At 70.8% G+C, this 25,342-nt stretch carries 23 protein-coding genes and 3 tRNA genes; 12 read left to right on the top strand and 14 right to left on the bottom strand.

Features of this window, described 5'->3' with window-relative positions; genetic code table 11:
* Positions 1-19: 19 nt before the first annotated feature.
* The 4 genes from sigK to ACA511_RS22220 are packed head-to-tail and all read left to right on the top strand — an operon-like array spanning position 20 to position 3,150.
* Entirely contained in the window at positions 20-622 is a 603-nt protein-coding gene (sigK, locus tag ACA511_RS22235; protein WP_375026455.1) for an ECF RNA polymerase sigma factor SigK, read from the top strand.
* Entirely contained in the window at positions 619-1,347 is a 729-nt protein-coding gene (locus tag ACA511_RS22230) for an anti-sigma factor domain-containing protein (RefSeq protein WP_375026453.1), read from the top strand. Before sigK ends, ACA511_RS22230 begins: the two co-directional genes overlap by 4 nt.
* A 40-nt stretch (positions 1,348-1,387) precedes the next feature.
* Positions 1,388-2,032: a nicotinamide riboside transporter PnuC gene (gene pnuC / locus ACA511_RS22225; protein ID WP_375026452.1), complete on the top strand. Its 645-nt coding sequence runs from the start codon at positions 1,388-1,390 to the stop codon at positions 2,030-2,032.
* On the top strand, positions 2,029-3,150 hold the full coding sequence (locus tag ACA511_RS22220; protein WP_375026450.1) for an AAA family ATPase: 1,122 nt from the start codon (positions 2,029-2,031) through the stop codon (positions 3,148-3,150). Before pnuC ends, ACA511_RS22220 begins: the two co-directional genes overlap by 4 nt.
* A gap of 14 nt (positions 3,151-3,164) precedes the next feature.
* On the opposite strand, the gene ACA511_RS22215 is transcribed toward ACA511_RS22220, so the two are convergent.
* From ACA511_RS22215 to ACA511_RS22180, 8 genes are all read right to left on the bottom strand, one after another.
* On the bottom strand, positions 3,165-3,401 hold the full coding sequence (locus tag ACA511_RS22215; RefSeq protein WP_375026448.1) for a hypothetical protein: 237 nt from the start codon (positions 3,399-3,401) through the stop codon (positions 3,165-3,167).
* A 50-nt stretch (positions 3,402-3,451) separates the two neighbouring features.
* Positions 3,452-3,754 carry a hypothetical protein gene (locus tag ACA511_RS22210; protein ID WP_375026446.1) on the bottom strand — a complete coding sequence of 101 codons (303 nt, stop codon included), beginning with the start codon at positions 3,752-3,754 and terminating at the stop codon, positions 3,452-3,454.
* A gap of 79 nt (positions 3,755-3,833) precedes the next feature.
* Complete coding sequence (locus ACA511_RS22205; protein WP_375026445.1) at positions 3,834-7,619, bottom strand: glycoside hydrolase family 2 TIM barrel-domain containing protein; 3,786 nt, start codon at positions 7,617-7,619, stop codon at positions 3,834-3,836.
* A 120-nt stretch (positions 7,620-7,739) separates the two neighbouring features.
* Positions 7,740-9,569: a glycoside hydrolase family 3 protein gene (locus ACA511_RS22200; RefSeq protein WP_375026443.1), complete on the bottom strand. Its 1,830-nt coding sequence runs from the start codon at positions 9,567-9,569 to the stop codon at positions 7,740-7,742.
* Positions 9,570-9,680: 111 nt separating this feature from the next.
* Positions 9,681-9,752, bottom strand: a tRNA-His gene (locus ACA511_RS22195).
* A 2-nt stretch (positions 9,753-9,754) separates the two neighbouring features.
* A tRNA-Arg gene (locus tag ACA511_RS22190) sits at positions 9,755-9,827 on the bottom strand.
* An 85-nt stretch (positions 9,828-9,912) separates the two neighbouring features.
* Positions 9,913-9,997 (bottom strand) — tRNA-Ser (locus ACA511_RS22185).
* 221 nt (positions 9,998-10,218) lie between these two features.
* The gene (locus tag ACA511_RS22180) at positions 10,219-10,482 is read right to left on the bottom strand and encodes a sigma factor-like helix-turn-helix DNA-binding protein (protein ID WP_375026441.1); all 264 of its coding nucleotides are present in this window, start codon (positions 10,480-10,482) and stop codon (positions 10,219-10,221) included.
* 260 nt (positions 10,483-10,742) lie between these two features.
* Here ACA511_RS22180 and ACA511_RS22175 point away from each other — a divergent pair, with 260 nt between their 5' ends.
* The 3 genes from ACA511_RS22175 (at position 10,743) to ACA511_RS22165 (ending at position 12,306) form a co-directional block, all read left to right on the top strand.
* Complete coding sequence (locus tag ACA511_RS22175; RefSeq protein WP_375026439.1) at positions 10,743-10,964, top strand: hypothetical protein; 222 nt, start codon at positions 10,743-10,745, stop codon at positions 10,962-10,964.
* Positions 10,957-11,556 (top strand): DUF2637 domain-containing protein, encoded by a 600-nt coding sequence (locus tag ACA511_RS22170; RefSeq protein WP_375026438.1) that lies wholly within the window; start codon positions 10,957-10,959, stop codon positions 11,554-11,556. Before ACA511_RS22175 ends, ACA511_RS22170 begins: the two co-directional genes overlap by 8 nt.
* A gap of 255 nt (positions 11,557-11,811) precedes the next feature.
* Entirely contained in the window at positions 11,812-12,306 is a 495-nt protein-coding gene (locus tag ACA511_RS22165) for a hypothetical protein (RefSeq protein ID WP_375026437.1), read from the top strand.
* On the opposite strand, the gene ACA511_RS22160 is transcribed toward ACA511_RS22165, so the two are convergent.
* Complete coding sequence (locus tag ACA511_RS22160) at positions 12,296-12,736, bottom strand: hypothetical protein (RefSeq protein WP_375026435.1); 441 nt, start codon at positions 12,734-12,736, stop codon at positions 12,296-12,298. The two genes, ACA511_RS22165 and ACA511_RS22160, sit on opposite strands and share 11 nt — an antisense overlap.
* 571 nt (positions 12,737-13,307) lie before the next feature.
* Between ACA511_RS22160 and ACA511_RS22155 the strand changes: the two genes are divergently transcribed.
* The gene (locus tag ACA511_RS22155; protein WP_375026433.1) at positions 13,308-13,889 is read left to right on the top strand and encodes a hypothetical protein; all 582 of its coding nucleotides are present in this window, start codon (positions 13,308-13,310) and stop codon (positions 13,887-13,889) included.
* Positions 13,890-13,954: 65 nt separating this feature from the next.
* Here ACA511_RS22155 and ACA511_RS22150 read toward each other — a convergent pair whose 3' ends face one another.
* Both ACA511_RS22150 and manA read right to left on the bottom strand, forming a co-directional pair.
* The gene (locus tag ACA511_RS22150) at positions 13,955-14,866 is read right to left on the bottom strand and encodes an ROK family protein (RefSeq protein ID WP_375026431.1); all 912 of its coding nucleotides are present in this window, start codon (positions 14,864-14,866) and stop codon (positions 13,955-13,957) included.
* Positions 14,863-15,981 carry a mannose-6-phosphate isomerase, class I gene (gene manA / locus ACA511_RS22145; protein ID WP_375026429.1) on the bottom strand — a complete coding sequence of 373 codons (1,119 nt, stop codon included), beginning with the start codon at positions 15,979-15,981 and terminating at the stop codon, positions 14,863-14,865. The genes ACA511_RS22150 and manA overlap by 4 nt, the downstream gene beginning before the upstream one ends.
* Positions 15,982-16,456: 475 nt before the next feature.
* On the opposite strand from manA, the gene ACA511_RS22140 reads away from it, so the two are divergent.
* From ACA511_RS22140 to ACA511_RS22130, 3 genes are all read left to right on the top strand, one after another.
* Positions 16,457-18,169 carry an AMP-binding protein gene (locus ACA511_RS22140; RefSeq protein ID WP_375026428.1) on the top strand — a complete coding sequence of 571 codons (1,713 nt, stop codon included), beginning with the start codon at positions 16,457-16,459 and terminating at the stop codon, positions 18,167-18,169.
* Positions 18,170-18,177: 8 nt separating this feature from the next.
* Complete coding sequence (locus ACA511_RS22135; RefSeq protein ID WP_375026427.1) at positions 18,178-19,077, top strand: phosphotransferase family protein; 900 nt, start codon at positions 18,178-18,180, stop codon at positions 19,075-19,077.
* Positions 19,078-19,144: 67 nt separating this feature from the next.
* Positions 19,145-19,408: a zf-TFIIB domain-containing protein gene (locus tag ACA511_RS22130; RefSeq protein ID WP_375026425.1), complete on the top strand. Its 264-nt coding sequence runs from the start codon at positions 19,145-19,147 to the stop codon at positions 19,406-19,408.
* Positions 19,409-19,530: 122 nt separating this feature from the next.
* Here ACA511_RS22130 and ACA511_RS22125 read toward each other — a convergent pair whose 3' ends face one another.
* The 3 genes from ACA511_RS22125 to ACA511_RS22115 all read right to left on the bottom strand — a co-directional run bounded on the left by ACA511_RS22125 (position 19,531) and on the right by ACA511_RS22115 (position 24,428).
* Entirely contained in the window at positions 19,531-22,089 is a 2,559-nt protein-coding gene (locus ACA511_RS22125) for a polynucleotide kinase-phosphatase (RefSeq protein WP_375026423.1), read from the bottom strand.
* A complete protein-coding gene (locus tag ACA511_RS22120) occupies positions 22,086-23,507 on the bottom strand; it encodes a 3' terminal RNA ribose 2'-O-methyltransferase Hen1 (RefSeq protein WP_375026421.1) in 1,422 nt (473 codons plus the stop codon). Before ACA511_RS22120 ends, ACA511_RS22125 begins: the two co-directional genes overlap by 4 nt.
* A 69-nt stretch (positions 23,508-23,576) precedes the next feature.
* The gene (locus ACA511_RS22115; protein ID WP_375026420.1) at positions 23,577-24,428 is read right to left on the bottom strand and encodes a DUF3152 domain-containing protein; all 852 of its coding nucleotides are present in this window, start codon (positions 24,426-24,428) and stop codon (positions 23,577-23,579) included.
* Positions 24,429-24,504: 76 nt separating this feature from the next.
* Between ACA511_RS22115 and ACA511_RS22110 the strand changes: the two genes are divergently transcribed.
* The gene (locus ACA511_RS22110; protein ID WP_375026419.1) at positions 24,505-25,329 is read left to right on the top strand and encodes a TIGR02452 family protein; all 825 of its coding nucleotides are present in this window, start codon (positions 24,505-24,507) and stop codon (positions 25,327-25,329) included.
* Positions 25,330-25,342: the final 13 nt, after the last annotated feature.

Genomic DNA, 25,342 nt, shown 5'->3' with positions numbered 1-25,342 from the left:
CTACCGAGGGGAGCCGGGCATGCCGGCAGAGACGGGACCGCCGGGCCGCGGCGCGGTGTCCGCGCATGACGCGGACCGGCTGCTCGGCCGGGCGGCGCGCGGCGACGAGCGCGCGTTCGAGCTGCTGTACGACGTGGCGGCGGCGTCCGTGCACGGGCTGGCGCGGCGGGTCGTCCGCGACGCGGCGATGGCGGAGGAGGTGACGCAGGAGGTGATGATCGAGGTGTGGCGGTCGGCGGCGCGGTACGACCCGGAGCGCGGCGGCGCCATGGCGTGGATCATGACGATCGCGCACCGCCGGGCCGTGGACCGGGTGCGGCGCGAGCAGGCCGCGGGCGAGCGCGAGGCGCGCGCCGCCGGGTCCGGGACGGGCGGAGCGCACGCCCCGGCCGCCGCCGACCCGGTGGCCGAGCGGGTCGAGGCGCGGCTGGAGCACGAGCGGGTCCGGCGCTGCCTGCGGACGCTGACGCACCTGCAGCGCGAGTCGGTGACGCTCGCCTACTACGGCGGGCACTCCTACCGGGAGGTCGCCGACCTGGTCGGGGCGCCGCCGAACACGGTGCGGACCCGGATGCGCGACGGCATCATCCGGCTGCGCGACTGCCTGGGGGTGGAACGATGACCGACGACCTGCACGCCCTCACCGGCGCGTACGCGCTGGACGCGATCGACGACGCGGCGGAACGGCGGCGCTTCGAGACGCACCTCGCCGGGTGCGAGACGTGCGCGACCGAGCTGCGGGAGTTCCGGGCGACGGCGGCCCGGCTCGGCATGGCGGTCGCCGAGCCTCCCCCGCCGCGGCTGCGCGCCCGGGTGCTGGCCGACATCGGGAACGTCCGGCAGCTGCCGCCGGAGTCGCCGCGCCGGGCCGCGGTGCGCCCGCTCCGGCCGCGGCGGTGGCGGCGCGCGGCCGCCGCCGGGCTGGCCGCCGCCGCGTGCCTGGTCACCGCCGCGTCCGTGGGCGTGGCGGTCCATGAACGGCAGCGGGTGGAACGGTCGGAGGCCGCGTACCGGGACGTGGCCTCGGTGCTGTCCGCGCCGGACGCGCGCTCGGCGGCGGGCCGCGCCGCCGGCGGCGGAACGGTGACGATCGTCGCGTCCGCGTCGCGGGGCCGGGTGGTCGTCGCGTCGTCCGGGCTGCGGCCGCTCCCGGCGTCGAAGGCGTACCAGCTGTGGCTGATCGACGCGGGCGGCGCCCGCTCGGCGGGGCTGCTGCCGGACGACCGGTCCGGGCCCGTCGTCGCCGGGAGGTGGCGTCCGTCCGACAAGGTGGGCGTCACCGTCGAGCCCGCCGGCGGCTCCGCGCGCCCGACCACGGCGCCGCTCGTCCTGCTCAGTCCCGCCTGACCCCTTGTCGTCCTACTGACGATATGTGATCATTGCGGACATGCCGGTGCATGTCCCGCTGGGTCCGCTGCTCGACCCCGCCTTCCACATCGGGTCGGTCCCCACGACGTGGGCGGAACTGCTCGGCTTCGCGACCGGCGCGGTGAACGTGTGGCTCGTCGTCCGGCAGAACATCCTGAACTGGCCGATCGGCATCGCGAACGTGATCCTGCTCGGGCTCGTGTTCCTGGACGGCGGCCTCTACGCCGACTCCGGGCTCCAGGTCGTGTACGTCGCGCTCCAGCTGTACGGGTGGTGGGTGTGGCTGTACGGCGGGAACGGCCGGGACGCGCTCCCGGTGCGGCGGACTCGGCCGGCCGAATGGGCGGCGCTCATCGCGGCCGGCGCGGCCGGGACCGCGTTCCTGACCTGGGCGCTGTCCGCCTGGACCGACTCGACCGTCCCGTTCTGGGACGCCCTCACCACCGCGGTCTCGCTCACGGCGACCTACGGCCAGTCGCGCAAGCTGCTGGAGTCGTGGTGGCTGTGGATCACCGCCGACCTGGTCTACATCCCGCTCTACTTCTCCAAGGACCTCAAGCTGACCGGCGCCCTGTACGTCGTCTTCCTGGCGCTGTGCGTGTCCGGGCTGCTGGCCTGGCGCCGCGACCTGCGCGCCCGCGCGTCCGGACCGGCGGTCGCGTGACGTACGCGCACGGCCTCGTCATCGGCAAGTTCTACCCGCCGCACGCCGGCCACCACCACCTCATCGACACCGCGGCGGCGGCGTGCGCCCGGGTCAGCGTGGTCGTCGCGGCGTCCGGCGTCGAGAGCGTCCCGCTCCCGCTGCGGACGGCGTGGCTCCGCGAGACGCACCGGCAGCCGCACGTCGAGATCTTCCCGGCGGTGGACGACGCGGAGATCGACTACGAGTCGGACGAGATCTGGTCGGCGCACGTCGCGGCGTTCCGGGCGGGCCTCGCGATGCGGTCGGGACTCGGCGTCCGCGTCCCGCCGGTGGACGCGGTGTTCAGCTCCGAGGCGTACGGGCCCGAGCTGGCGGAGCGCTTCTCCGCCGTCCACGTGCCGGTCGACACGCCGCGCGACCGGTTCCCGGTCAGCGGCACGGCCGTCCGGGGCGACCCGGTGGCGAACTGGGAGTTCCTGGCGCCGCCCGTCCGGGCGCACCTGGCGCGGCGGGTCGTGGTGACCGGCGCCGAGTCGACCGGGACGACGACGCTGGCCCGCGCCCTCGCCGACCACTACGCGTCGCGGGGCGGCGTCTGGGCCGCGACCCGGTGGGTGCCCGAGTACGGCCGGACGTTCACCGAGGAGAAGCTGGCCGCCGCCCGCCGCGCCCACTCGCCCGGCAGCGGCGACCCGTCGCCATGGCTGGACGACCTGGTGTGGGAGCCGGCGGATTTCCGGCGGATCGCCGAACACCACGCGGCCCTGGAGGACGCGGCGGCGCGGTCGGGTTCGCCGCTGCTGGTCTGCGACACCGACGCGTTCGCCACCGCCGTCTGGCACGAGCGCTATCTCGGCGGCCCGGCGCCGGCGGTGGAGGCCGTCCACGAGCGGGTCGCGCATCATCTGTGGATCCTGACCTCGCCGGAGGACATCCCGTTCGAGCAGGACGGCTGGCGCGACGGCGAGTCGATCCGATCGTGGATGTCGCGCCGCTTTCAGGAGGAACTGGAGAGACGGCACCTGCCGCACATCATCGTGACGGGCCCCCACGAACACCGCCTGGCCGCCGCCGTCGAGGCGACCGACGCCTTGCTGACCGAGGGCTGGACGTTCGGCAACCCGCCGACCCCCTAGCCCCCGGCCTTCCCTCATTCGACCAAGAGGAGCTCGGTGACGTAGAACTCCCGGATGTCGGCGATCACCAGGTACTCGGCGATTCCCGGCACGCCCTCCTTCAGAGAGAAGGAGTAGTGAACGCCGACGGTGTCCAGCGGCACACCCGGGGGCGGGAGCCCGACGTCGATCGCCTCACCGCCGCGCTTCGCCAGATCGCAGAGCTGGCGGTTGACGATGTCCTCCACCGGTTTGGGCATGGTCAAAAGCACGTTGACCACCTTCTCCGTGCAGAAGACGGTCCATCCACGGCTGTGAAAGGTCATTCGACGCCGTCATGGCGTTCGAGCCGACGCTGGACCTCCGAGAGCGGTACGAGGTTGCGTCCGGCCCGCGCGTCGGCGAGCCGCTTCTCCCGGCCGGGGTCCTGGGAGAGGACCGCCTGCCCCCACCAGACGAGCATCACCTCGTCGAGGTCGGCCCCGAACTCGGCGGTCGTGACCTGCTCGATGAACAGCGCACGCTTCTCCTCGGGCAGCCGCTCGCTGATGCCTTTGATCGTCCGCGGGATCCCATGGGTGGGCCCCGAGAACGGCAGAGGGGGTTCCAGTGGCTCTGCGCTCATGTCGCTCCTGTCCGTCCTGTTCGGTCCCCGCTCACCCGTACACCGGGACCCTACAACCTCCCACCGACAGGACGGAGGGTCATTTCGCGGAACGCAGCGTATTCACTTCCCTCGGTGTAAGAGGACACAAAAGCGTTTTGTAGGTATAGGTACGGTCCGGGCGGGTTTGGTATTCGGGCCGGACGGGGTTGGGCGTATCCCCCACTCCGGTGACCGAGTGGTCGACATGGAGCGTGTTCCAGCCCGGATTGCGGACGCGGGCGAACGGGTACAGCGCGCGGTCCAGGTCGTCGTACGGGGTGACGCTCGCCTCGACGGTGCCGCCGAGCCCGGCGGCGAGGAGGCCGGTACGGCCGTCGGTCAGCATCGTCCAGCGGACGTCGTCGTGGTTGCCGTGGTCCTGCGGCCGGTAGTAGGAGACGTACTGCTCGTCGACCGCGGACGACCAGACGCCCATCGGGGTGCCGTCCTTGCGGTCGTTGTAGTTGCCGACCGGGCCGCGCCCGTACCAGGCGAACGTCCCGTACCGGTCGGGGACCTTCAGCGTGTAGCCGACGCGCGGCAGGTAGGGAAGGCTCCTGACCTGGCCTTGCGGGACGACCTGATGCGTCAGCTCGATCCGCCCGCCGCCGTCGACGACGTACGTCGCGGTCTGGTCGAACCAGGCGTCGGGACGGTCGGGCGCGGCGCTCTTCGAGGTGATCTCGATGGTGACGCGGTCGCCTGGAGTGACCGTGACGCCGGTGGGCGTGGTGGCGAGGCGGTCGAGGCCGAGCCGCCGCCAGTCCTCGCCCTCGGCGCGTCCCCAGGTGTAGGTCTCGTTGCTGATCGGAGGGCGCCACACGTCGAGTTCCGGGCCGGCGCGGAGCAGCTCCCGGCCGCCGGCGCGCATGGACGCCAGCGTCCCCTCGGACTTGTCGAAGACGTACCGGAATCCCTTTCCGGTGACCACGATCTCATTTCCGCTCTCGTCGGCATTTACCGTTCCAGTGGCCTTCTTCTTGATTCCGGGGATTTCGGTGCCTCCGGCCGGGAATTGGCCGAAGCCCACGACGCGGCCGTGCTCCACCGCCTCGACCGTCAGCCATCTCTCATTGTCGGCTGGATTGGCGGGCGGCGGCGGAATCCGCACTTCCCGTGTACCGCCCGGCGGCAGTTTCACCGGCGACTTCCCGGACGACAGCGTCCGCGCGCCCTCCGTGTAGCGCCAGCGCATCTCGGTGTCGCCGGTCGCGAAGGCCCGCTCGCTGGAGACCGATACCGCCCCGTCGTCGGCGCGGGTGACGCGGAGCGGCGACAGCACCCACGAAAGCTGCGCCGTCTCAGGCTGGACGTAGCGGTCGGAGCCGACGAGCCCGTCATCCCCGGACAGGCTCTCGCCGTTCGACAGGAACGTCCCCTTGTCGGCGAAGCGGTCGAAGTCCAGCGCGAGGACGGCGTCCTTCTTCGGGTCGGCGCCCGCGCCCAACTCGGACGCGGTCAGCGCGCGGCCGTAGACGCGGACGTCGTCGATGGCGCCGTGCGCCATGCGGCCCCGGTAGCCGTCCTGCATGGTCTCGGAGTTGCGTGCGACGTTGACGTCCCCGGACGACCGGTCGATCGTCCCGCCGAAGGGCACGGACGCGGCCTCACGGCCGTCGACGTACAGCCGGATCGCCGTTCCGTCATAGGTGCCGGTGACCCGGTGCCACGTGTCGTACCAGTTCGCGGGCACCGGCGCCCGGACCGTCCGCCATGTGCCGCTGTGGACGAAGAACTCCAAGGTGTTCTCGTTCGACATCTTCAGCGCGTACGAGTGGTCGCCCTTCCCCACGATCGTGAAGTCGCCCGTCCACGGCCGGACGGGTTTCACCCACGCGTCGAGAGTGACGGACGTTCCGGTCAGGTCGAAGCGCCGGTCGCGGTACACCTCGACGAAGTCGTCCAGGCCGGAGAAGTACAGGGCCTTGCCGCGATGCCCGTCCACGGTCTTCGGCAGTCCCTGCAGCCAGGCGAGGATGTCGTTGCCGGAGCCGTCCGGCGTCGTGACGAGGGGCTGCCGGAGGTTGGCCTCGGCCCAGTCCCAGATGAATCCGCCCTGCGTCTGCGGATGCCGCCGGATCACCTCCCAGAACTCGCGGAAGTTGCCCAGGCTGTTGCCCATCGCGTGGGCGTACTCCCCCATGATGATCGGCTTCGTGGTGGCGGCGGCCTGCGCCTCCAGCCCGGCCGGGGTCGGGTAGCGCGGGCCCCGGACGTCCGCGTAGGGGGCGTCGCCGTCCGGGCTGTTCGACTGGTGGTACAGCGGACGGGTCGGGTCGGCCGCCCTGGCGTGGTCGGCCATCTTGTAGTGCGCGGCGCCGAGACCGGCCTCGTTCCCGGTGTCCCACATGAGGACGCTGGGGTGGTTCTTGTCGCGCGCCAGCATCGCCGTGAAGCGGTCGAGGAACGCCCTCTGCCATTCGGGACGGTCGGCGAGGCAGTCCCGGTCGCCGGTCCTGGTGCAGTCCTGCCAATTGTGGGTCTCGATGTCCACCTCGTCGTCGATCCACAGGCCGCGCCGGTCGGCCAGGTCGTACAGGTACGGGTCGGAGGGGTAGTGCGCCGTGCGGACGGCGTTGAGGTTCAGCCGCTTCATCAGCGCCACGTCCGACTCCATGCGGGCGCGGGTCTGGTGCCGTCCGGTGTCGGGGTCGGTCTCGGGCCGGTTCACCCCCTTGATGAGGATGCGTTCGCCGTTGACGAGGGCCTGCCTGTCCTTCACCTCGATCTCGCGGAAGCCGAAGGTCTCCGCCGTGGTGTGCACGACGTGGCCTTGAGCGTCGGCCAGTTCCAGGACGAGCGTGTAGACGTTCGGTGTCTCGTCCGACCATTTGGCTGGGTTCGTCACCAGTGCCGTGAGCCGGACGGTGGTCGCGTCGCCGTCAACGGACGTCTTGCCGGAGAAGCGCTGCACCGTCCGTCCATCCGGGCCGACGAGCGTGGCGCGGACAGTGTGCTCTCCCTGCGGCCCCTCCTTGCTGCCCACGACGAGCCCGACGTTGAGCGTGGCGTCCTTGTAGGCGTCGTCCAGATCGGTGGTGATGGTCGCGTCGCGCAGATACGTCTTCGGCGTGGAGTACGCCCAGACCGAACGGAAGATGCCGCTGTACCGCCACTGGTCGTAGTCCTCCATGTAGGAGCCGGAGCTCCACCGGTGCACCTGGACGGCGACCTTGTTGGCGCCCTCGTGGACGAGGCCGGTGACGTCGAACTCCGCCGGTGTGTAGCCGCCCTGGTCGTAGCCCGCGTACTTCCCGTTCACCCACACGAAGTAGGCGCTGACGACGCCTTCGAAGCGCAGGAACGTCCGGCGTCCGTCCCAGGACCCGGGCACGTCGAGCGTCTTCACGTACGCGCCGGTCGGGTTGACGTCGCGGGGCGTGCGGGGCGGGTCGTCCGGCCACACCTCGGTCGGGATGTTGCGGAACATCGGATGGTCGAGCCGGTCGCTCTGCCACGTGTGCGGCACCTTCACCCCGCGCCAGCCGGACGTGTCGAAGCCCGGCTCGTAGAAGCCCCGCGGCACCTCGGCGGGACGGTCCGCGAGCGCGAACCGCCAGTCGCCGTCCAGCGACCGCGTCCAGCCCGACGGCCTCCCGGCGGCCGCCCGCCCGGCGTCGTCGTACGGGCGGAGCACCGCGTGCGGGGTCTCCTGCCCCTCGCCCACCATCTCGGGATCGTCCAGGTAGGTGTAGGCGTCGGACGGCGGCGCCGCCCAGGGAGCGGCGGCGAGTCCGGGCAGCCCCGGCGCCAGCAGCGCCGACACCGCGAGGACGACCACCGCGACGCGGTGCGCGTACCGATCATCACCGCCGCGGGCACGGGAACGGGGGAACGAGCTCATCGGCGCGGCGCCTCCTCGCGGCCGGGCCCCCGACTAGATCAACTACACGCGTGACGTTAGGTGCGTGTCACGCCGCGGTCAAGGCGGAGGCGGCCGGCTCCGGCATCTCAGCGGAACGTGCTATCCGTCGTAGGTCAGGCCGTATCCGAACGGGAAGAGCGGCTTCTTTCCGTCGCCCTCGTTGATGGGCTCCTGGTCGCCGCTCCGCATCCACGTCACGGGAAGCCTGCCGCGGGGGTCGGCGTCGCCGTACAGGACGTCCGCGACGCCTTCGCCTTCCGTGCCGGGCAGCCAAGCCGCGACCAGCGCGTCCCACTTCGGCAGTTCCGCGGCGATGTCCAGCGGGCGACCCGACACCAGGACCACGACGACCGGGACGCCGGCCGCGCGCAGCCGGCCGATCGTCTTCAGGTCGGCGTCGTCCAGGCCCAGGTCACCGGTCTTGTCACCGTGGTACTCGGCGTACGGGGTCTCCCCCACGACGGCGATCGCCACGTCGTAGGACGAGTCGATTCCGCCGCCGTCCTTGCTGTAGGAGACGGTCGCGTCCGGATCGGCGGCCTCGCGGATGCCGTCCAGGATCGTCGTGCCCGGCGTGATCGGTCCCGGTCTGCCCTGCCAGGTGATCGTCCAGCCGCCGGACTGCATACCGATGTCGTCCGCACTGCGGCCCGCGACGAACACCTTGTCGTCCTCGTCCAGCGGGAGGACGTCGTCGTTCTTCAGCAGCACCTGCGACTCGGCGACCGCCCGCCGCGCCAGCTTCCGGTGCGGCGCGCTGCCGATCGTCTTCAGGTGCGACCGGTCGGCCATCGGACGCTCGAACAGCCCCAGCTCGAACTTCTTCGTCAGGATGCGGCGGTTCGCCCCGTCGATGCGGGACATGGGCACGTCGCCGTCCTTCACCCCGTCCCGAAGGTAGTCGATGAACCGGCGCCACTCGGTCGGCACCATCACCATGTCGATCCCGGCGTTGATCGCGGCGGCGACCTCGTCCTTGGTGAACCCCGGCCTCCCGTCGATCTCGTCGATGCCGTTGTAGTCCGACACGACGAACCCGGTGAAGCCCAGCTCCCCCTTCAGCACGTCCGTGATCAGGTACCTGTTGTGGTGCATCTTCAGCCCGTTCCACGAGCTGTAGGAGACCATCACCGCGCCGACGCCGCGCTTCACCGCCGCGCGGAACGGCGGCAGGTGCACCGCCCGCAGTTCCTTCTCCGGCAGCCTCGTGTCACCCCGGTCGTCGCCGCCCTCGGTACCGCCGTCCCCCACGAAGTGCTTCGCGGTGGCCAGGACGGACGTGGGGCCGCCCAGCTCGTCGCCCTGCAGCCCGTCGATGATCGTCGTCATCATGGACGGCAGCTCGGGCACCTCGCCGAACGACTCGTACGTCCGTCCCCACCGGTCGTTCCGGGCGACGCACACGCAGGGCGCGAAGTCCCAGTCGACCCCCGTCCCCGCCATCTCCGCGGCGGTCGCGGCGCCGATCCCGCGGACCAGCGCCGGGTCGCGGGTCGCGCCGAGCCCGATGTTGTGCGGGAAGATCGTCGCGCCGACCATGTTGTTGTCGCCGTGCACCGCGTCCACCCCGTACATGATCGGGATGCGCAGCGGCCCGGCGAGCGCCGCCCGCTGGAGCCCGTCGTACATGTCCGCCCAGCTCTGCGGCGTGTTCGGGTCGGGCGCCGACCCTCCGCTGGACAGCACCGAGCCGATCCGGTAGCGGGTGACCTCCGCCGGGGTGACGTACCGGCGCTCCGGCTGCGTCATCTGGCCGAGCTTGTCGTCCAGGCTCATCCGGCCGAGCAGGTCCTCGACCCGGTCCTGGACGGACAGGTGCGGGTCGAGGTAGGGGGCGGGGCCGGGGCCGGGGTCCGCCCGGACGGGCCCGCCGTGGGCGACGAGCGCCAGCGCCGCCGGCAGGCCGAACGCCAGGAGACGAGACCGCATCGCGCGAAGGGAGGAGAAGTGCATGCGGAAAGCTTTTCCAGGGTTGATCAAACACAACGCAACCCGCATATCAGCGCATGGGCAATATCTGCCGGTCACCGCAAGACAAAGGGCCCTCGATCGGGATCGAACCGACACCTCCAGGACCACAACCTGGCGTGCAGACCACTACACCACGAAGGCCGCGTCTCCGGCAGGAATCGAACCTGCGTCCTCCGGGTCCGCAACCCGGCGCGCTCTCCACTGCGCCACGAAGACATACCGCTCTTGCGTGCCAGAGGCAGGAAGCCCTGCGTGCCCGGATGCCTGCGGCGGGACATGACACCGGCATCCTGACCTGGCGCGGAGGGTGCGAGATTCGAACTCGCGCAGGGGTGACCCTGACCACGGCTTAGCGGGCCGCTGCCTTCCCACTCGGCCAACCCTCCGGGAAACAAAAAGACCGCCCGAAATCTCAGGCGGCCCACATAGGAACGTGTTTCTCACGTCCCCCGGCGACACCCGAGACCGTAAAGGCGACTGCTATGCATTCGATGGCGACGCATCTTCCCGCTCCTCCCGGTCCCGCTCCGTATGACGCCTATGGTGCCGCGACGCTTCCCACCCCGGCAACCCATTTAATCCGCGCGCTCGCCGGCGCCGGGCCCGGTCACACGCTGGGCCGCGGACCCTCCAGGGCCGCGCTCAGCGCCCGGAGCGCGTGGTAGACGCGGACCTTGACCACGTCCACCGGCACCCCCAGCGAGGCGGCGGCCTCATTGACCGACCGGTCCCGGAAGACCGTCTCGGTGAGGATCTCGCGGTGCGCGGACGGCAGCGCCCGGAAGGCCCGAGCGACCACCGCGGGGCGCATCCGCCGCCCCGGCATCCCGGGGACGAACGAACCGGTGTCTTTGCCCATTCGCAGTGCCACGCCACGAACCTCGCACCACATCCCCCCACCGACCCCCTCCTTATGCCCGCGTTAAGGAACCAATGAGGAGGTCTTATCCGGACCTCGTCCGGCCCAGTCTCAGGGGGTCGTCCAGAGAGCCGCTCACCTGCGAAAACTAGGGAAGGAGTCCAGGGGGACCGTCCGGCACAGTCGATCAGCGTCGGCTTAACCCGACCTGCGTTGGCTCCCGAGACTGGCTCCCCTGCCTCCCTCCCTCCCAGCAGGGAGGAGGCCACCCCATGGCCCTCGAAATCACCGAAACCACGATGACCGCCACGGCAAACGGCGAGGTCCTCGCCACCGGCACCCGTAGCGACTGCGGATGGCACGTCACCACCTGGCCGCGTCCGCTCGACCGCAACGCGGCGATCACGGCCCTGATGCTCGCCGAACGCCTCGCCACCCACGGCGAGGACGACCCGTGCGTGATCGAGTGGCGGAGGGAGCTTAGCCGTGGCTGACCGCCTCATCCGGATCACAACCGCGCTCGCCGTGGTGGCGGTAGCCGCCGTGGCGGCCGTCATCTCGTACCGGCACGCCTACGAACTCGTGCACTCCCACGGCGAGTCCGGCCCCACGGCGCGCCTCGTCCCATTCACGGTAGACGGCCTCATCTGGGCAGCGTCCATGGTGATCCTGGACGCAAGCCGCAGACAGCAACCCGCACCCCCGTTGGCGAAGTGGAGCCTCGCCGTAGGCATCGTGGCGACGGTAGGCGCCAACGTGGCGCACGGCGCATCCCATGGCGTGATTGGCACGGTAGTCAGCGCATGGTCGGCTCTCGTCCTCGTGGGGCGCTTCAAGCTTCCGATGACACTTACGCGCCCGCCGCGGGTGGTGACCCCGTCCAGGACACGGAACGCACAGAGTCGGTACAACCTCGCGCCGAAGTCGAGCAGGCACCGGAGCAGGCGGTGTTGGACGCTTACAGGTTCACCCTTGCAGGACCCTGGCCGTCCGGTTTCTCAGCGCTACCTTGCCGAGAAGTACGGCATCGACCGCCGCAAGATGAAGCAGCTCATCAACCATGCGGAGCAACCCGCCCCCGCGTGAGCCGAGTGACTCATCTCGGACCGTGGCTGGCGCTTCTGCATGCCGTCAGCACCCCTTGACTCCCAGGACGGTAGAGAGCGGCTTTCCCAGGTCAGATCATGATCCGAAGATGTGTTCGCAGTTTGTTGATCTGTGCTGGGTGGGTGCGTGCATGGCGTGTGGTCCCCTCGAGTGGTCCCCAAAGCTGGTCAACAGCCTTTCGATCAGACATAATCTATGGACCCAATGTAAATCGAGGGTTGAGCGGGGGATTAGATGAGCCCTAATTTCATAATCGCCGTTTGTGCCGTGATAATCGCACTGGGATCATTTTTTGTAGCCTTCAAGCAGGCGCGCGCGATTCGTGATCACAATCGTCGATCAGTACAGCCAATTCTTCGAATTCGACACCGTGATGGCATCGAAAATTCTGAAGCTGGGATTATATTGGTTAATCATGGCCTCGGTCCAGCTTTTATAGCTAATAGCGTAGTGACTTACAAAGGGACAAGTATTGGCCCGTGGACACAGCAGGCCTACGCACATCTTTTGGATAGGAATGAGAAATTTGGAATTGAACGACCCAAGTATGTAACACTTATTCCCGAGCACACGGTCATAGCATCCAACCAAGAAATATATCTTTTGCGCATGGATGGTTTTGATCGACAACAACATTCATGGTTTTGGGATCTAATTACCGTGGACCTGAAATTTGAAATTCACTATGAGTCTATTTATGGCCAAGAAGGGTTCATTGTCATTCGCTAGGAGAAGAAATATTGGAAGAACATCCGAGCTGGAACCCGTCAGGCGGCACAGGCGCGGCCAACTCAAGCCTGTGACTGCTCTTTGTCTTCTCGCGGCCCATGACTCCCGCGGGTTTCTGCCCCTGCCGACCGGCGTCGACCTCGTCCCTTAGCCGGCGCCCACGCAGGTGGGCGAGGCACCGAGTCGGAGCGTGTGGCCCGGTCACGATGCCGTAGGCATGCGGGTTGATCAGAAGACCGTCATCGGCGCCGTAGATCGAGTTGTAGCGCGCGGTGCCCTGCAGCCGGATCCCAACGCCTTCCACGTCCCGCAGAGCCCGGTAATGGCCGTCACGAGCCCTCTCCGCGTACGCGCGCGTGGTACCCATTTCCTCGGCGAGGAACAGTCCGGCGTGGGCCAGGATGCCGATCTTTGACGTCGATCTCGACAAGGCAACCGTCTACGTCCTACACGCCGACCGGCACCGGGCGAGACAGGACCGCGCTCAGCCGACGTGGTCCCACCATCGCCGACATGGGTGTGGACGCACTCCCCACCAACAAGAGCAGGCAGGCGGCCGAGAAGCTCAAGGCCGGCGAGGCGTACCGAGACAACGATCTCGTCTTCTGCCACGAGGATGGACGCGCCCCTACGCCAACACGTCCGCCACCGGTTCGGCAAGCTGCTTAAGGCGGCGGACCTGGACTCCGCCAGGTGGCCCCCCGCGAACTGCGGCACACGTTCGTGTCCATGCCCATGAACCAGATCTTCAAGTCCGCGTAGGTGAGGTGGCTCCCGACACTCAGAAGGAACGAGGCCCACTACCCCACCTGCCGCGCCACAAGATCGATCCGTGCGCCCGCATGAGGAGGTCTTATCCGGGGGGGTGCCCGCTGCTGTGTCGAGTGTTATTGGGGTCCCCGTTAATGGGGAGTGGGGTCCTAGGGCCCTGGGGGCTTTCTTCGTGGATTCATATGCTCTTGCCAATCGATCGAAACCGCGTATCGACGCAGGGAGAATTCATGCAGATTCCGTTGACGAAGCCGGCTCGTATCACCGCCATCAGCACCGGGGCCGCGGCTCTGATCGCCGTTCCGGCGGTCGCGCTGGCCGTGTCGGGGCCTGGCCACTCCGGCAGCGCCGGGCAGGTGTCGGCCAGGAAGGAGGTCCAGGCCGCGAGCCCGCAGTGCGACCCCGGCCGGGCCGTCAAGGTGCAGCGCAAGGAGACCTACCGCAAGTCGACGGGCGAGCGGGACGTCCTGATCAACAAGTCGAAGCGGCCGGTGAAGCGCACCTACACCCTCAGCAAGCAGGCGACCACGAAGTGGAACGTCAACGTCGAGGCCTCCGCGTCGTTCAAGGCCTGGATCTTCGCCGAGGTGAACGTCAAGGTCAGCGGCGGTCTCGAGAAGTCGGAGAGCATCACCTCGACGCAGAGCGACGAGACCTCGGTGCCGCCGCGTACGACGCTGGTCGTCACCCGCGGTTTCCAGATGCGCCGGATCTACGGCTACACGTACTACACGTGGAGCAACTGCAAGACCGGGAAGCACCAGAGTTTCATGCTGACCGCGCCCTACGGCCGGTACACCTCGTTCAAATAGCCGGCTGTGAAGGAATGGCCTTTACGTGAGGCAGGGGTTCACGTAAAGGCCGTTCCGCCGGCTGTTCAGGGGGTCTGTTCGAGGGGGGTTTCGGACGCGAGGAGGGCCAGGGCGGCGGCGCCGTAGAGGCCGGCGTCGCGGTCGAGGGTGGTGGCGGTGATGCGCAGGTCGTGGAGGTGGGGCATGCCGGCGCGTTCGGCGATGGCCTTGCGGAGCGGGTCGAGGAGGAGGTCGCCGGAGGCGGCGACGCCGCCGCCGATGACGACGTCGCGGACGTCCAGGACGGCGGCGGTGCTGAGGACCGCGGTGGCGAGGGCGTCGGCGGCGCGATGGAAGGCGGCGAGCGGGATGCGGGCGCCGTCGCGGGCCGCGGCGGCGAGGGCCTTGGCGTCGGGGCGCCCGGTCGCGAGGGTCCAGCCCTGGGCGAGCGCCCAGCGGACCATGCTGGGGCCGCCGGCGATCGTCTCCAGGCAGCCGCGGGCGCCGCAGACGCAGGGGTCGCCGTCGTGGTCGACGAGGACGTGGCCGATGTGGCCGGCGTTGCCGGTCCGTCCCGTCCAGGGGCGGCCGTCGATGATGAGGCCGCCGCCGACGCCGGTGGACACGACGATGCCGAGCAGGGACGCGGCCGGGTGGCCGCCGCGCCACCATTCGCCGAGCGCCATGCACTGCGCGTCGCCCGCGAGGGAGACGGGGACGCCGGGGACGAGGCGCTGGACGGCGGCGACGAGCGGGTAGCCGCGCCAGCGGGGGATGTTGATCGGGCTGACCGTGCCGGCGGCCGTGTCGATCGGGCCCGCCGAGCCGATCCCGACGCCGGTGACGCCGGGCTCGGCGAAGTCGGCGACGAGGCCGCGGAGGGTGGCGGTGGGCGACTGCCCGACGGGGTGCTCGGCGCGGTCGAGGAGCGTCCCGGACGCGTCGACGCGGGCGACGGCGAACTTGGTGCCGCCGATGTCGACGGCGAGGACGGTCATGAGCCGATCCCCGGGAGGACCCGGTAGAGCGTGCCCTTTCCGGCGAGGCGGGTCGCGGGCGCGCCGGCGGGGATGAAGGCGGCTTCGCCCCGGGCGAGCGTCAGGGTCGGGTCGAGCCGGGCCTCGCCCTCCAGGCAGAGGAGCGTCTGCGGGACGCCGGTGGGCAGTTCTTCGGGCTCGTCGCCGAGGTCGTGGCGGACGAGGGCGAACTCCGCGGCGTCCGACCGGTACCAGTTGCCCGCAGGTTCGACGCGGGCCGGGGCGGAAGGGGCGAACTCGACCACGCGCATGAGTTCGGGGACGTCCATGTGCTTTCCGGTGAGGCCGCAGCGCAGGACGTTGTCGGAGTTCGCCATGACCTCGATCGCGAGGCCGCCCAGATACGAGTGGGGGACTCCGGCGCCGAGGAAGAGGGCTTCGCCGGGCTTGAGCCGCACGTGGTTGAGCAGGAGCGCGGCGAGGATTCCGAGATCGCCGGGATAGGCGCGGGCGATACCGGCGTAGACGCCGGTCAAGGCGGGTTCGACCGCGGCCAGGACGGGACGGGAGCTCTCGTCCAGCATCTGGGTGAGGACGCCGCGGAGCGCTTCGGCGGGCGGCCCGTCGCGGAGGGCGGCGATCCAGCGGCGCAGTTCGGGGACGGCCAGGTCTTCGAGGAGGACGGCCGTCCGCCGGGGGTCGCGGAAACCGCAGAGGCCGTGGAAGTCGGTGAGCGCGCAGACCATCTCCGGCTTGTGGAAAGGGTCCTTGTAGGTGCGGGTGCGGTCGTCGATCGGGACGCCGCGCGCCTCTTCCTCGGCGAAGCCCGCCGCGGCCTGCGCGGCGGTGGGATGCACCTGGAGAGACAGCGGTTTCTCGACGGCGAGCACTTTGAGCAGGTACGGGAGCGTGGGGCCGAAACGGGCCATCGAGGGCGCGCCGAGCATCCCGGCCGGATCGCGTGCGATGAGGGCGTCGAGCGGCGTCCCGTCCACCGAGGAGGGGGCCGCCGGATGCGCGCCCGCCCACAGCTCCGCCTGCGGACGGCCGGTCGGCTCGGCGCCGAGCAGCTCCGGCAACGCGGTTCTCGACCCCCAGTCGTAGGGCCGGATCACGGTGGACAGCGGCAGGGGCACCAACCCGCGCGTTCTCCTTGCTCGTTGCGCCACGTCGGGAGGTCGGCGCTCGTGAAGGACAGGGTACAAGCGTCCCGCCCCTGCGGGCACCGGCCCCCGGCACGTGATCAACACGACAATCCGGGCACGCGAGGCGGGTCCGGTGAACCTTCCGCGGCCCGCCGTCGAACAGATGGACGGGGACGGTGCCCGGCGGGCCGAACCCTTAGGATGAACGCCGGGGAGGTGGTGGACGTGGGCAAGCACAACAAGCCGGCGACGCGGTCGTGCCCCGGCTGCAACGGGACCGGGACCAGCACCGCCACCCATGAGCGATGCAACGTCTGCCGGGGCACCGGACGCATCTGACCGTCACGGTGCGGCGCGCCTGGGCCCGCCGGAGGGTTCCACGGGATCTTGGAGATCTTGAAGGGGCGGCGCGGGCGTTCGAGAAATGGTTGAATCAGGCGCTATGTGGCACTCGTCACTGCGCTCCATGCCCTGGCGACGGCGGTACCCGGCCGGTGTCCCCGGCGATGTCACGATCCCGGACGTCCCCGTCACACGGCTTCTCGACGATGCCGCGGACCGCTACCCGCGCAAGCCCGCGCTGATCTTCTTCGGCCGGCGGACCTCCTACCGCGACCTGCGCGAGGCGGTGGACCGGTTCGCCGACGGGCTGCACCGGCTCGGGGTGCAGCCGGGCGACCGGGTGGCGCTGATCCTGCCGAACTGCCCGCAGCACGTCATCGCGTTCTACGGGGTGCTGCGCCGGGGGGCCATCGCCGTCCAGCACAACCCGCTCTACACCGAGGAGGAGATGCTCCGCCAGCTCGCGGACTGCGGTGCGCGGGTGGCGGTGGTGCTGGATCGGTCCTTCGCGACCGTGCGGGCGGTGCGGTCCCGGCTGAAGCTGGACCACATCGTCGTGACGTCCCTGCTCGACTTCCTGCCCGCGCCGAGGCGGTTCGCGCTGCGGCTGCCGCTGGTGCAGATGCAGCGGCGCCGCGCGGCCATCACCGCGGACGTGCCGCACGATCCGGGCGTCGTCCCGTTCGGGGAACTGCAGCGGCCGGTGCGGCGGCCGGTGCGGCAGCTGCCCGTCGAGCCGGCGCGGCACCTGGCGGTGATCCTCTACACCGGCGGGACGGAGGGGCGCCCCAAGGGCGCGATGCTGACGCACCGGAACCTCGTCGCGAACGCGTGCCAGCAGCACGCGTGGGACGTCGGCGGGCAGCGGCCGGGAGCGGACGTGACGCTGGCGGTCCTGCCGCTGTTCCACTCGTTCGGCCTCATGAGCTGCCTGATCGCGCCGGCGATGACGGCGGGGGCGGTGGTGCTCCTGCCCCGCTACGACGGCGACCGGGTGGTGAGCGCGATCCGCAAGTACCGGCCGACGATCTTCCCCGGCGTGCCGACGCTGTACGAGCAGGTGCTGGACAGCCCCCGGTTCCAGCCGTCCGACCTGCGGTCGCCGCGCATCTTCATCTCCGGCGCGATGGGCCTGGCGCAGGGCACGATCGACCGGCTGGAGCGGCTCGGCGCGAAGGGCCTCATCAACTGCTACGGGCTCACGGAGGCGTCCCCGGCCGTCACCGGGAACCCGCTGGACGGCACCGCCCGGAACCTGACGGTCGGGCTGCCTCTGCCCATGACCGACGCGGTCGTCGTCGACGAGGACGAGCCGACGCGGGTGCTGCCGCCGGGCGAGGCCGGGGAGCTGGTCGTGCGCGGGCCGCAGGTCTTCGCCGGATACTGGAACGCGCCGCTCGCCACAGCGCAGACCCTGTCGAAGGGGTGGCTGCGTACGGGTGACATCGCCGTCATGGACGAGGACGGTTTCATCACCATCCTGGAGCGCATGCGGGACATGATGAAGGTGAACGGCTTCACCGTGTTCCCGACCGAGGTGGAGAAGGTGCTGCGCCGCCATCCCGCCGTCCACGACTGCGCCGTGGTCGGCGTGCCGGACGCGCGGCGCGGGGAGCGCGTCGTCGCCCACGTGGTGGAACACCCCGCCTACCCCTTCTCGGCCGAGGAGCTGCGGACGCATTGCAAGCGGTACCTGTCGCACTACAAGGTGCCGGCGGAGTTCCGTCCGCGCACGGAGTTGCCCCGGAACCTGCTAGGCAAGGTCACCCGGCAGCGGCTGCGCGATGAGTTCACGGAGTCTCCGCCCAGACGGATGGGCTCGGCCCAGAGTGGTTGACTAGGCGGGTGCAGACCGAGACCGCCCAGTCCGGGCTCTTCGCCCGGCTCGTTGAGATCGGACGCGGTCCGGCCCGCGCCGAGGTGTCCCCGGAGACGCTCTACGACCGGCACGGTGTGCTGGTCGTACGGGTCGGTGACGTGGTGGTGAAGGCGCATCAAGCCGACCGTGAGCACGGACCCCCGTTCCTCGAACGGATTCGGCTGGCGGGCACGCTTCCGGAAGTCGTCATAGCGCCGCAGGGCCCGCCGCTCACCGTGGACGGCAGGACGGTCACGATCGCACCGTTCGGTGAACCGGTCGACCCGGCCCAAGAACTCCCCTGGGAAGAGGGGGCGCGGCTCCTAGCGGCTCTGCACCTGGAGAGCGTTCCGGCGGGAGCACCGTCCTGGGGGCGTCCGACGCGTGTGGCGCGGCTCGTCTCCCGGCTGGGCGAGGGCCCCGCCGAGGACGCCGTGAGGCGCGCGTTCGCCACTCTTCCCGCCTGGATACGCGGCGAGGAGGACGAGCCCCCCGCGCGAACGGTACGCCTCATCCACGGGGACTGGCACTTGGGCCAGATGGTCCGCGCCCGGGACGGGCACTGGCGACTCATCGACATCGAGGACATGGGCAAGGGCGACCCCGCCTGGGACCTCGCCCGCCCTGCCGCGCTGTACTCCGCAGGGGTCCTCCCCCCGGACGACTGGGGGCGGTTCCTTGGCGCCTACACGGCGGCAGGGGGCCCGGCCGTTCCCGCCCAGGGCGACCCTTGGACGACCCTGGACATACCGGCACGAAGTCTTGCGATCCAGATAGCCGCCACGTGCGTCATATCGGCAGGAAGGGATGATCGGGCACTCGACGGGCCGGAGCAGGCGGTGATCGACGCCTGCGTGAGAATATCCGCGGCGGGGGACGCGGCATGACGTGGCGCGAAACCTGCCCTACATTTAGCCTCTACCTGGGGATCCATACCGGAAGGACGACAAGGCGATGCACTGCCCTAAGTGTCGTGGCGTGATGCGGACCTACACCCGCAGCGGCGTCCACATCGAGCAATGTGACAGCTGCCGGGGCATCTTCCTCGACTACGGTGAGCTCGAGGCCCTGGCCCAGATGGAGGCGCAGTACCGGGCCGCGCCCCCGCCCGCCGCGGCACCCGGCTGGGGCGCGCCCTCGCCGTCGGTGCACCACCATCACCACGGCCACCGCCGCCAGCACCACGGCAGCGTCTTCAACATGCTCTTCTCGACCTGACCTGCACCGATACGGCCCGCCCCCGGCAGGAGGCGGGCCGTTCGGTCGTCCGGGCGCGGGTCAGGCGCGCACGTCCCGGACGCGGGTCACGGGCGCGGGCCGACGCCGGTCACAGGCGCGGGTCACAGGCGCGGGTCGACGGGCTCGGACTCCAGCGCCAGCACGGCGAAGACCGCCTGGTGCACGCGCCACAGCGGCTCCCCGGCGGCGAGCCGGGCGAGCGCCTCGGCGCCGAGCGCGTGCTCGCGCATCGCCAGCGACCGCTTCCGGCCGAGGGACCTGCGGCGCAGCCGGTCGAGGTTCGCCGGCTCCGGGTAGTCGGGGCCGTAGATGATCCGCAGGTACTCCGGGCCGCGGCACTTCACGCCGGGCTGGATCTTCGCGCCGTCCGGGAACGGGCCCAGCGGCTTGACGACCATGCCCTCGCCGCCCGCCGAGGTGAGCTTCTCCCACCATTCGGTGACGGCGGCCTCCGACCGCGGCGCCCCCAGGTCGGCGATCACCGACTCCGTCCGCTGGACGAGCCCGCTCGCGTCGCTCTCCGCGAGCCGCTCCGCCACGGCCATGTGCCATTCGTGGCCGCGCGCGTCCGCCCAGGAGCGGCCTTCTCCGGCGAGGATCTGGAACGGGGCGAACCGCAGCCCGGTCAGCCCGTCGACCGTCCAGCAGTAGCGCGCGTACGCGTCGCGGAAGCGGGACGCGTTGGCGGCGCGCCGGTCGATGTGCTCGCGGAGTCCGCCGAGGTCGAGACCGCGCGCGGCCGCGCGGGCGAGGACGTCGGACGCCATCGGCAGGGCGGCGCGCGCCGCCGCCCCGGTCGCGGCGTACTGCGTGCGGATGAGGTCCATGGCCTTGGCCGACCACGGCAGCAGCTCGCCGTCGAGCACGAGCCATCCGGTGTCCAGCTCGTCCCAGAGCCCGGCCGCGCCGGCGGCGGCGCGGAGCCGGTCCAGGACCTCGGCCGTGCGGGACGGGTCGCGGAAGAACGCGCGTCCGGTGCGCGTGTAGACGGCGCCGGCCGTCCCGTCGGTCACGCCGAAGCGCTCCGCGGCGACGGCGGCGTCGCGGCAGACGACGGCCACGGCGCGGGACCCCATGTGCTTCTCCTCGCAGATGGCACGGGTGATCCCCTTGTTCCGGTAGGCGGCGAGGGCCTCGGCCGGGTGCTCCAGGTATCCGGGCAGCGGCGAGGTGTCGGCAGGGGCCATGGTGGGCGGCAGGTAGACGAGCCAGCGCGGGTCCACGGCGAACCGGCTCATCACCTCCAGCGCGGCCATCGCGTTCTCCTCGCGGACGGAGACGCGGCCCATGAGGCGGGTCTCGACCCCCTGGTTGCCTAGCACGTCCCCAATGTTGAGGACGTCGTTCTCCCGATGGCCACCCGCAGCGGAGGCCGCGGGAGTGTTCTCCAGCGGACGCGTCGGCTCGTACCAGACCTGCCGGGCCGGAATCGACGTCAGCTCACGCTCCGGATAGCGCAGCGCCGTCAGCTTCCCGCCGAAAACAGCGCCGGTGTCCAGGCAGATGGTGTTGTTGACCCATTCCGCCTCCGGGACGGGGGTGTGCCCGTAGACGACCATGGCCTTGCCCCGGTAGTCGCGCGCCCACGGGTACCGGACGGGAAGCCCGTACTCGTCGGTCTCCCCCGTCGTGTCGCCATAGAGCGCGAACGAGCGGACCCGTCCGGACGAGCGTCCCTGGTACTCCTCCTTGAGCCCGGCGTGGGCCACGACCAGCCGTCCGCCGTCCAGGACGTAGTGGCTGATGAGGCCGTCCATGAACTCCAGTGCGCTTTTGCGGAAGTCGTCGTCCTCGGCGGCGAACTGCTCCAGGGAGACCTCAAGGCCGTGCGTCACCCGCACCTTGCGGCCGCGCAGAGCACGCACGAGTTTCGCCTCGTGGTTGCCCGAAACGCACAGCGCGTCCCCCGCGGCGACCATGCCCATCACCAGACGCAGAACGCCCGGTGTGTCGGGGCCGCGGTCGACGAGGTCGCCGACGAACACGGCGGTGCGCCCGCCTGGATGGTTCGCCCCCACGGCACGCCCCCGCGCATCGCGCTCGATCTCGTAGCCGAGGCCGGTGAGCAGGTCCTCCAGCTCCGCGCGGCACCCGTGCACGTCGCCGATGGCGTCGAACGGGCCGGTCAGCTCGCGCTTGTCGTTCCACGCCTTCTCGCGGGCGACCGTCGCGGCGTCGATCTCCGCGGCGCCGGTCAGCACGTGGTGGCGGCGGAACGCGCGGGTCAGCTCCCGCATCCCGCGCCGCAGCTCGCGCCGCTGGCGCGGGATCACGTGCGGCGGCAGGTTCCGGTCGGGCCGGGCGGCGTTCCGCTCGGCGGCGAGGCTCTCGGGGACGTCCAGGACGATCGCGACGGACAGGACGTCGTGGTCCTTGGCGATGCGCAGCAGCGCCTGCCACGCCTTCGTCTGCACGTTCGTCGCGTCCACGACGGTCAGCAGCCCGCGCCGCAGCCGCGTGGCCACGATGAAGTGGAGCAGGTCGAACGCGTCGCCGGACGCGGACTGGTCGTTCTCGTCGTCCGACACGAGCCCGCGGCAGAAGTCGGACGAGACGACCTGCGTCGGCGTGAAGTGCTTGCGGGCGAAGCAGGACTTGCCCGATCCGGTCACGCCGACCAGCACGACGAGTCCCGCTTCGGGGACCTTGATCTCTGTCATCGGGTGAAGACCCCCATCTGGGTGGGCGCGCCGACCTCGGGGTCGTCGTCGCCGACGGGCACGTGGCGGACGCGGTAGCCGTGCGCGGCGGCGACCCGGTCCGCCCAGGCGCGGAACTCGGCCCGCGTCCATTCGAAACGGTGGTCGGAGTGGCGCATCGCGCCCGGCGCGAGCCCGTCGTAGCGGACGTTGTGCTCGGCGTTCGGGGTCGTCACGACGACCACGCGGGGCGCGGCGTGCCCGAACACCACCCGCTCGACCGCGCCGAGGCGGGGCGGGTCGACGTGCTCGATGACCTCCATCAGCACCGCCGCCTCGTAGCCGCGGAACCGTTCGTCCGCGTAGGTGAGCGCGCCCTGGAAGACGTCCCGGACGCGGTCGCCCTCACGGCGCGGCCGGTCGTCCCAGCGCAGCCGGCGCCAGGCATGGCTCAGCGCGCGGTGGGAGACGTCCGTCCCGGAGATCTCGCTGAAGAAGTCGTCCTTGGCGAGCAGCGAGAGCAGTTTCCCCGAGCCGCAGCCAAGGTCGATGACGCGCCGGGCGTTCTCGTCGCGCAGCGCCTGCACGACCGACCGGAGGCGGTGTTCCGCGAGCGAGACGGCCTTCTCCTCCTGCGGCTCGTCCTCGGTGGACGCGGGCTCCTCCTCGACCTGCACGGGGTCGAGTTCCTCTTCCGGCGCGTCCTCGGCGTCGGCGAGGCGGCCCAGCGCGGTGCGGACGAGCCCGCGCCGGTTGGCGAGGTAGCGGCGCGTGATGGCGCCGCGGTCGGGGTGCGCGGCGAGCCAGCCCTCCCCGGCCCGGATGAGCTTGTCGACCTCGTCCGGCGCCAGCCAGTAGTGCTTGGCGTCGTCCAGGACGGGCAGCAGCACGTACAGCTGGTTGAGGGCGTCGGCGAGCCGCAGTGTCCCGGTCAGCGTGAGCGTCACGTACCGGGAGTCGCCCCAGTCGGCGAACTCCGGATCGAGCGGAACCGGCACCGCCGACACGTCCCAGCCCAGCGGCGCGAAGAATCGTTCGGCCTGCCCTGGCCCGCCCCTGCACGGAAGGGCCGGCAGGACGATTTCCAGCGGGATCGACGACTCCGCCAGCTCGGGACGCGGATCGCACCGTCCGCGCATGGCGGTACGGAAGACGTTCGCCATCGCCGACGCCAGCAGCGAGGACGCCGCGTAGGGCCGGTCGTTGACGTACTGGCCGAGGGAGAAGTCCGGCGTGCCTCTGCCGCGCGTGCGCACGAGCTTGACCGGGTCGACGTCCAGCAGCAGCGCCGCCGTGCAGCGCCGCTCGCCGGCGTCGGGGTAGAAGACGTGCGCCGTGCCGAAGGACTGCTCGAACCGCTGCACCCGGTCCGGATGCTTGTGCAGGAGGAATCCGAGGTCGGTCGCCTGGTCCAGGGTCGTCGTGATCGTCAGCAGCACGCCCCAAGTGTGGCGGACCCCACCGAAATGCCCACACCCTTTTCCGGCCCCGGGTCCCGGTGCGCGGGCTCAGCGGACGGACGGCCCCTTGATGAACCGGCCCTTCGCGTCGTACGGCCAGCCGTTGGCGCGGCAGCCCTTGAGGCCGAAGATCTGCTGCTGCATGACGGGCGCGGGACGTCCGCGCCCGGAGCACGTCATGTGCCCGAACCCGAGGCGGTGGCCGACCTCGTGGTTGATCGTCAGCGCGTGGTAGTGCTCAGGCTGGCCCTTGTAGTAGGTGGTGAGCAGCAGCCAGCGCTTGAGGTTGACGACGACCTGCTTGCCGGCGGCGCAGTTCACCTTGCCCTCGGTCGTCATCCCGTAGGCGCCGCAGATCTTGTCGACGGTGCCGGGCGAGGCCAGCCGCACCACGAAGTCGTACGAGCCCGAGTCGACGCGCTTGAACGCCCACGTGCCGCCGGCCGTCCAGCCGCGCGGGTCCGCGAGGATGTCGTCGACGCTCTCGGCGAACGCCTCGGGGCTCTGCTTGAGGCCGCCCTCCACTTCGATCATGTAGCGCATGAGCTTGCCGCGGCCGCGCACCTTGCCGCTGGACGCGGGCCGGTGGAACTTCCCCGACCCCTTGGCCGGGATGTACGGGGTGCGCTTCGGCCTGACCAGCGGCGGATCGGACGGCTCCTCCTCCACCCTGGCGTCGCCCCCCTGACCGGGGCGCCCGGCGGCGGACGTGCCGCGCGACGGCTCCGCGCCCGGCCGGACGGACCAGGCCAGCGCGCCGCCGAGCCCGACCACCAGGACGAGCGCGACGACCCCCGCGATCATGCCGCGTATCCGCGCCCGCCGCGCCCGCTCGAACTCGCGATCCAGGTCGGGCAGGGCGCCGGGACGGGTTCCGTTTCTTGATCGTTTGGACCGCATGTCGCGCCAGCATGCCAGAAATGATCTTAAAAGGGTTTGCGGACGGGTTCGCGGGGGCAGCAGAATCCGAGGCGACATGAGCAGACTCCCCCGCCGGACGACCGCCCAGGAGACCGTGGCCGTCCTCGAACGCGGCGGCTACACGGCGCCTTCCGGCCGCACCGTCTCGATCGCCGGCGACCTCGCGCGCGCCGTCGAGAACACCGTCCTGTACCGGCCGGACGAGCTGGACGCCCTCCTGAAGCGCCTGCCCGCGGAGGCCGCCGACACGCGCGTCGAGGTGACCGGCGAGACGACGCTCGCCGCCGCCCGCCGGCTGTCCCGCGACGGGACGGCCCCGTTCGCGCTCAACTTCGCTTCCGCGAAGAACCCGGGCGGAGGGTTCCTCAACGGGGCGCACGCCCAGGAGGAGGGGCTCGCGCGCTCGTCGGGCCTCTACACGTCGCTGCTGTCGGCCAGGGAGTTCTACGACTTCCACCGCACCCAGGGCGACCTCCTCTACAGCGACCACATGATCTACTCGCCCGGCGTGCCGGTGTTCCGCGACGACGACGGGCGGCTGCTGGACGAGCCGTACGGCGTCGCGTTCCTGACGTCCCCGGCCCCGAACCGAGGCGCCGTCCGGGACCCGGCCAAGGCCGGGCGCATCCCGGCCGTGCTGCGGCGGCGCGCGCGCAAGGTCCTCGCCGTGGCGCTGGCCAACGGGCACGGCCGGCTGGTGCTGGGCGCGTGGGGCTGCGGCGTGTTCCGCAACGACCCGGCGGAGGTCGCGGAGGCGTTCGCCGAGCCGCTGCGTCCGGGCGGGGAGTTCGCCGGACGGTTCGAGCACGTCGCCTTCGCCGTGTGGGACACCGCCGAGGGCGCGCCCAGCCGCACCGCGTTCGAGCGCGCCTTCTCCTGACCAGGCACGCTCG

Source organism: Actinomadura sp. GTD37 (genome assembly GCF_041951365.1).
GTDB lineage: Bacteria > Actinomycetota > Actinomycetes > Streptosporangiales > Streptosporangiaceae > Spirillospora.
The sequence above is the reverse complement of the archived record's forward strand: the minus strand, read 5'-3'. Positions and strand labels throughout refer to the sequence as shown.

Coding starts and splice junctions, on each gene's coding strand:
- sigK (WP_375026455.1), top strand. CDS start 20: ATGCCGGCAGAGACGGGACCGCCGGGCCGCGGCGCGGTGTCCGCGCAT.
- ACA511_RS22230 (WP_375026453.1), top strand. CDS start 619: ATGACCGACGACCTGCACGCCCTCACCGGCGCGTACGCGCTGGACGCG.
- pnuC (WP_375026452.1), top strand. CDS start 1,388: ATGCCGGTGCATGTCCCGCTGGGTCCGCTGCTCGACCCCGCCTTCCAC.
- ACA511_RS22210 (WP_375026446.1), bottom strand. CDS start 3,754: ATGAGCGCAGAGCCACTGGAACCCCCTCTGCCGTTCTCGGGGCCCACC.
- ACA511_RS22205 (WP_375026445.1), bottom strand. CDS start 7,619: ATGAGCTCGTTCCCCCGTTCCCGTGCCCGCGGCGGTGATGATCGGTAC.
- ACA511_RS22200 (WP_375026443.1), bottom strand. CDS start 9,569: ATGCGGTCTCGTCTCCTGGCGTTCGGCCTGCCGGCGGCGCTGGCGCTC.
- ACA511_RS22175 (WP_375026439.1), top strand. CDS start 10,743: ATGGCCCTCGAAATCACCGAAACCACGATGACCGCCACGGCAAACGGC.
- ACA511_RS22165 (WP_375026437.1), top strand. CDS start 11,812: ATGAGCCCTAATTTCATAATCGCCGTTTGTGCCGTGATAATCGCACTG.
- ACA511_RS22155 (WP_375026433.1), top strand. CDS start 13,308: ATGCAGATTCCGTTGACGAAGCCGGCTCGTATCACCGCCATCAGCACC.
- ACA511_RS22150 (WP_375026431.1), bottom strand. CDS start 14,866: ATGACCGTCCTCGCCGTCGACATCGGCGGCACCAAGTTCGCCGTCGCC.
- ACA511_RS22140 (WP_375026428.1), top strand. CDS start 16,457: ATGCCCTGGCGACGGCGGTACCCGGCCGGTGTCCCCGGCGATGTCACG.
- ACA511_RS22130 (WP_375026425.1), top strand. CDS start 19,145: ATGCACTGCCCTAAGTGTCGTGGCGTGATGCGGACCTACACCCGCAGC.
- ACA511_RS22125 (WP_375026423.1), bottom strand. CDS start 22,089: ATGACAGAGATCAAGGTCCCCGAAGCGGGACTCGTCGTGCTGGTCGGC.
- ACA511_RS22115 (WP_375026420.1), bottom strand. CDS start 24,428: ATGCGGTCCAAACGATCAAGAAACGGAACCCGTCCCGGCGCCCTGCCC.
- ACA511_RS22110 (WP_375026419.1), top strand. CDS start 24,505: ATGAGCAGACTCCCCCGCCGGACGACCGCCCAGGAGACCGTGGCCGTC.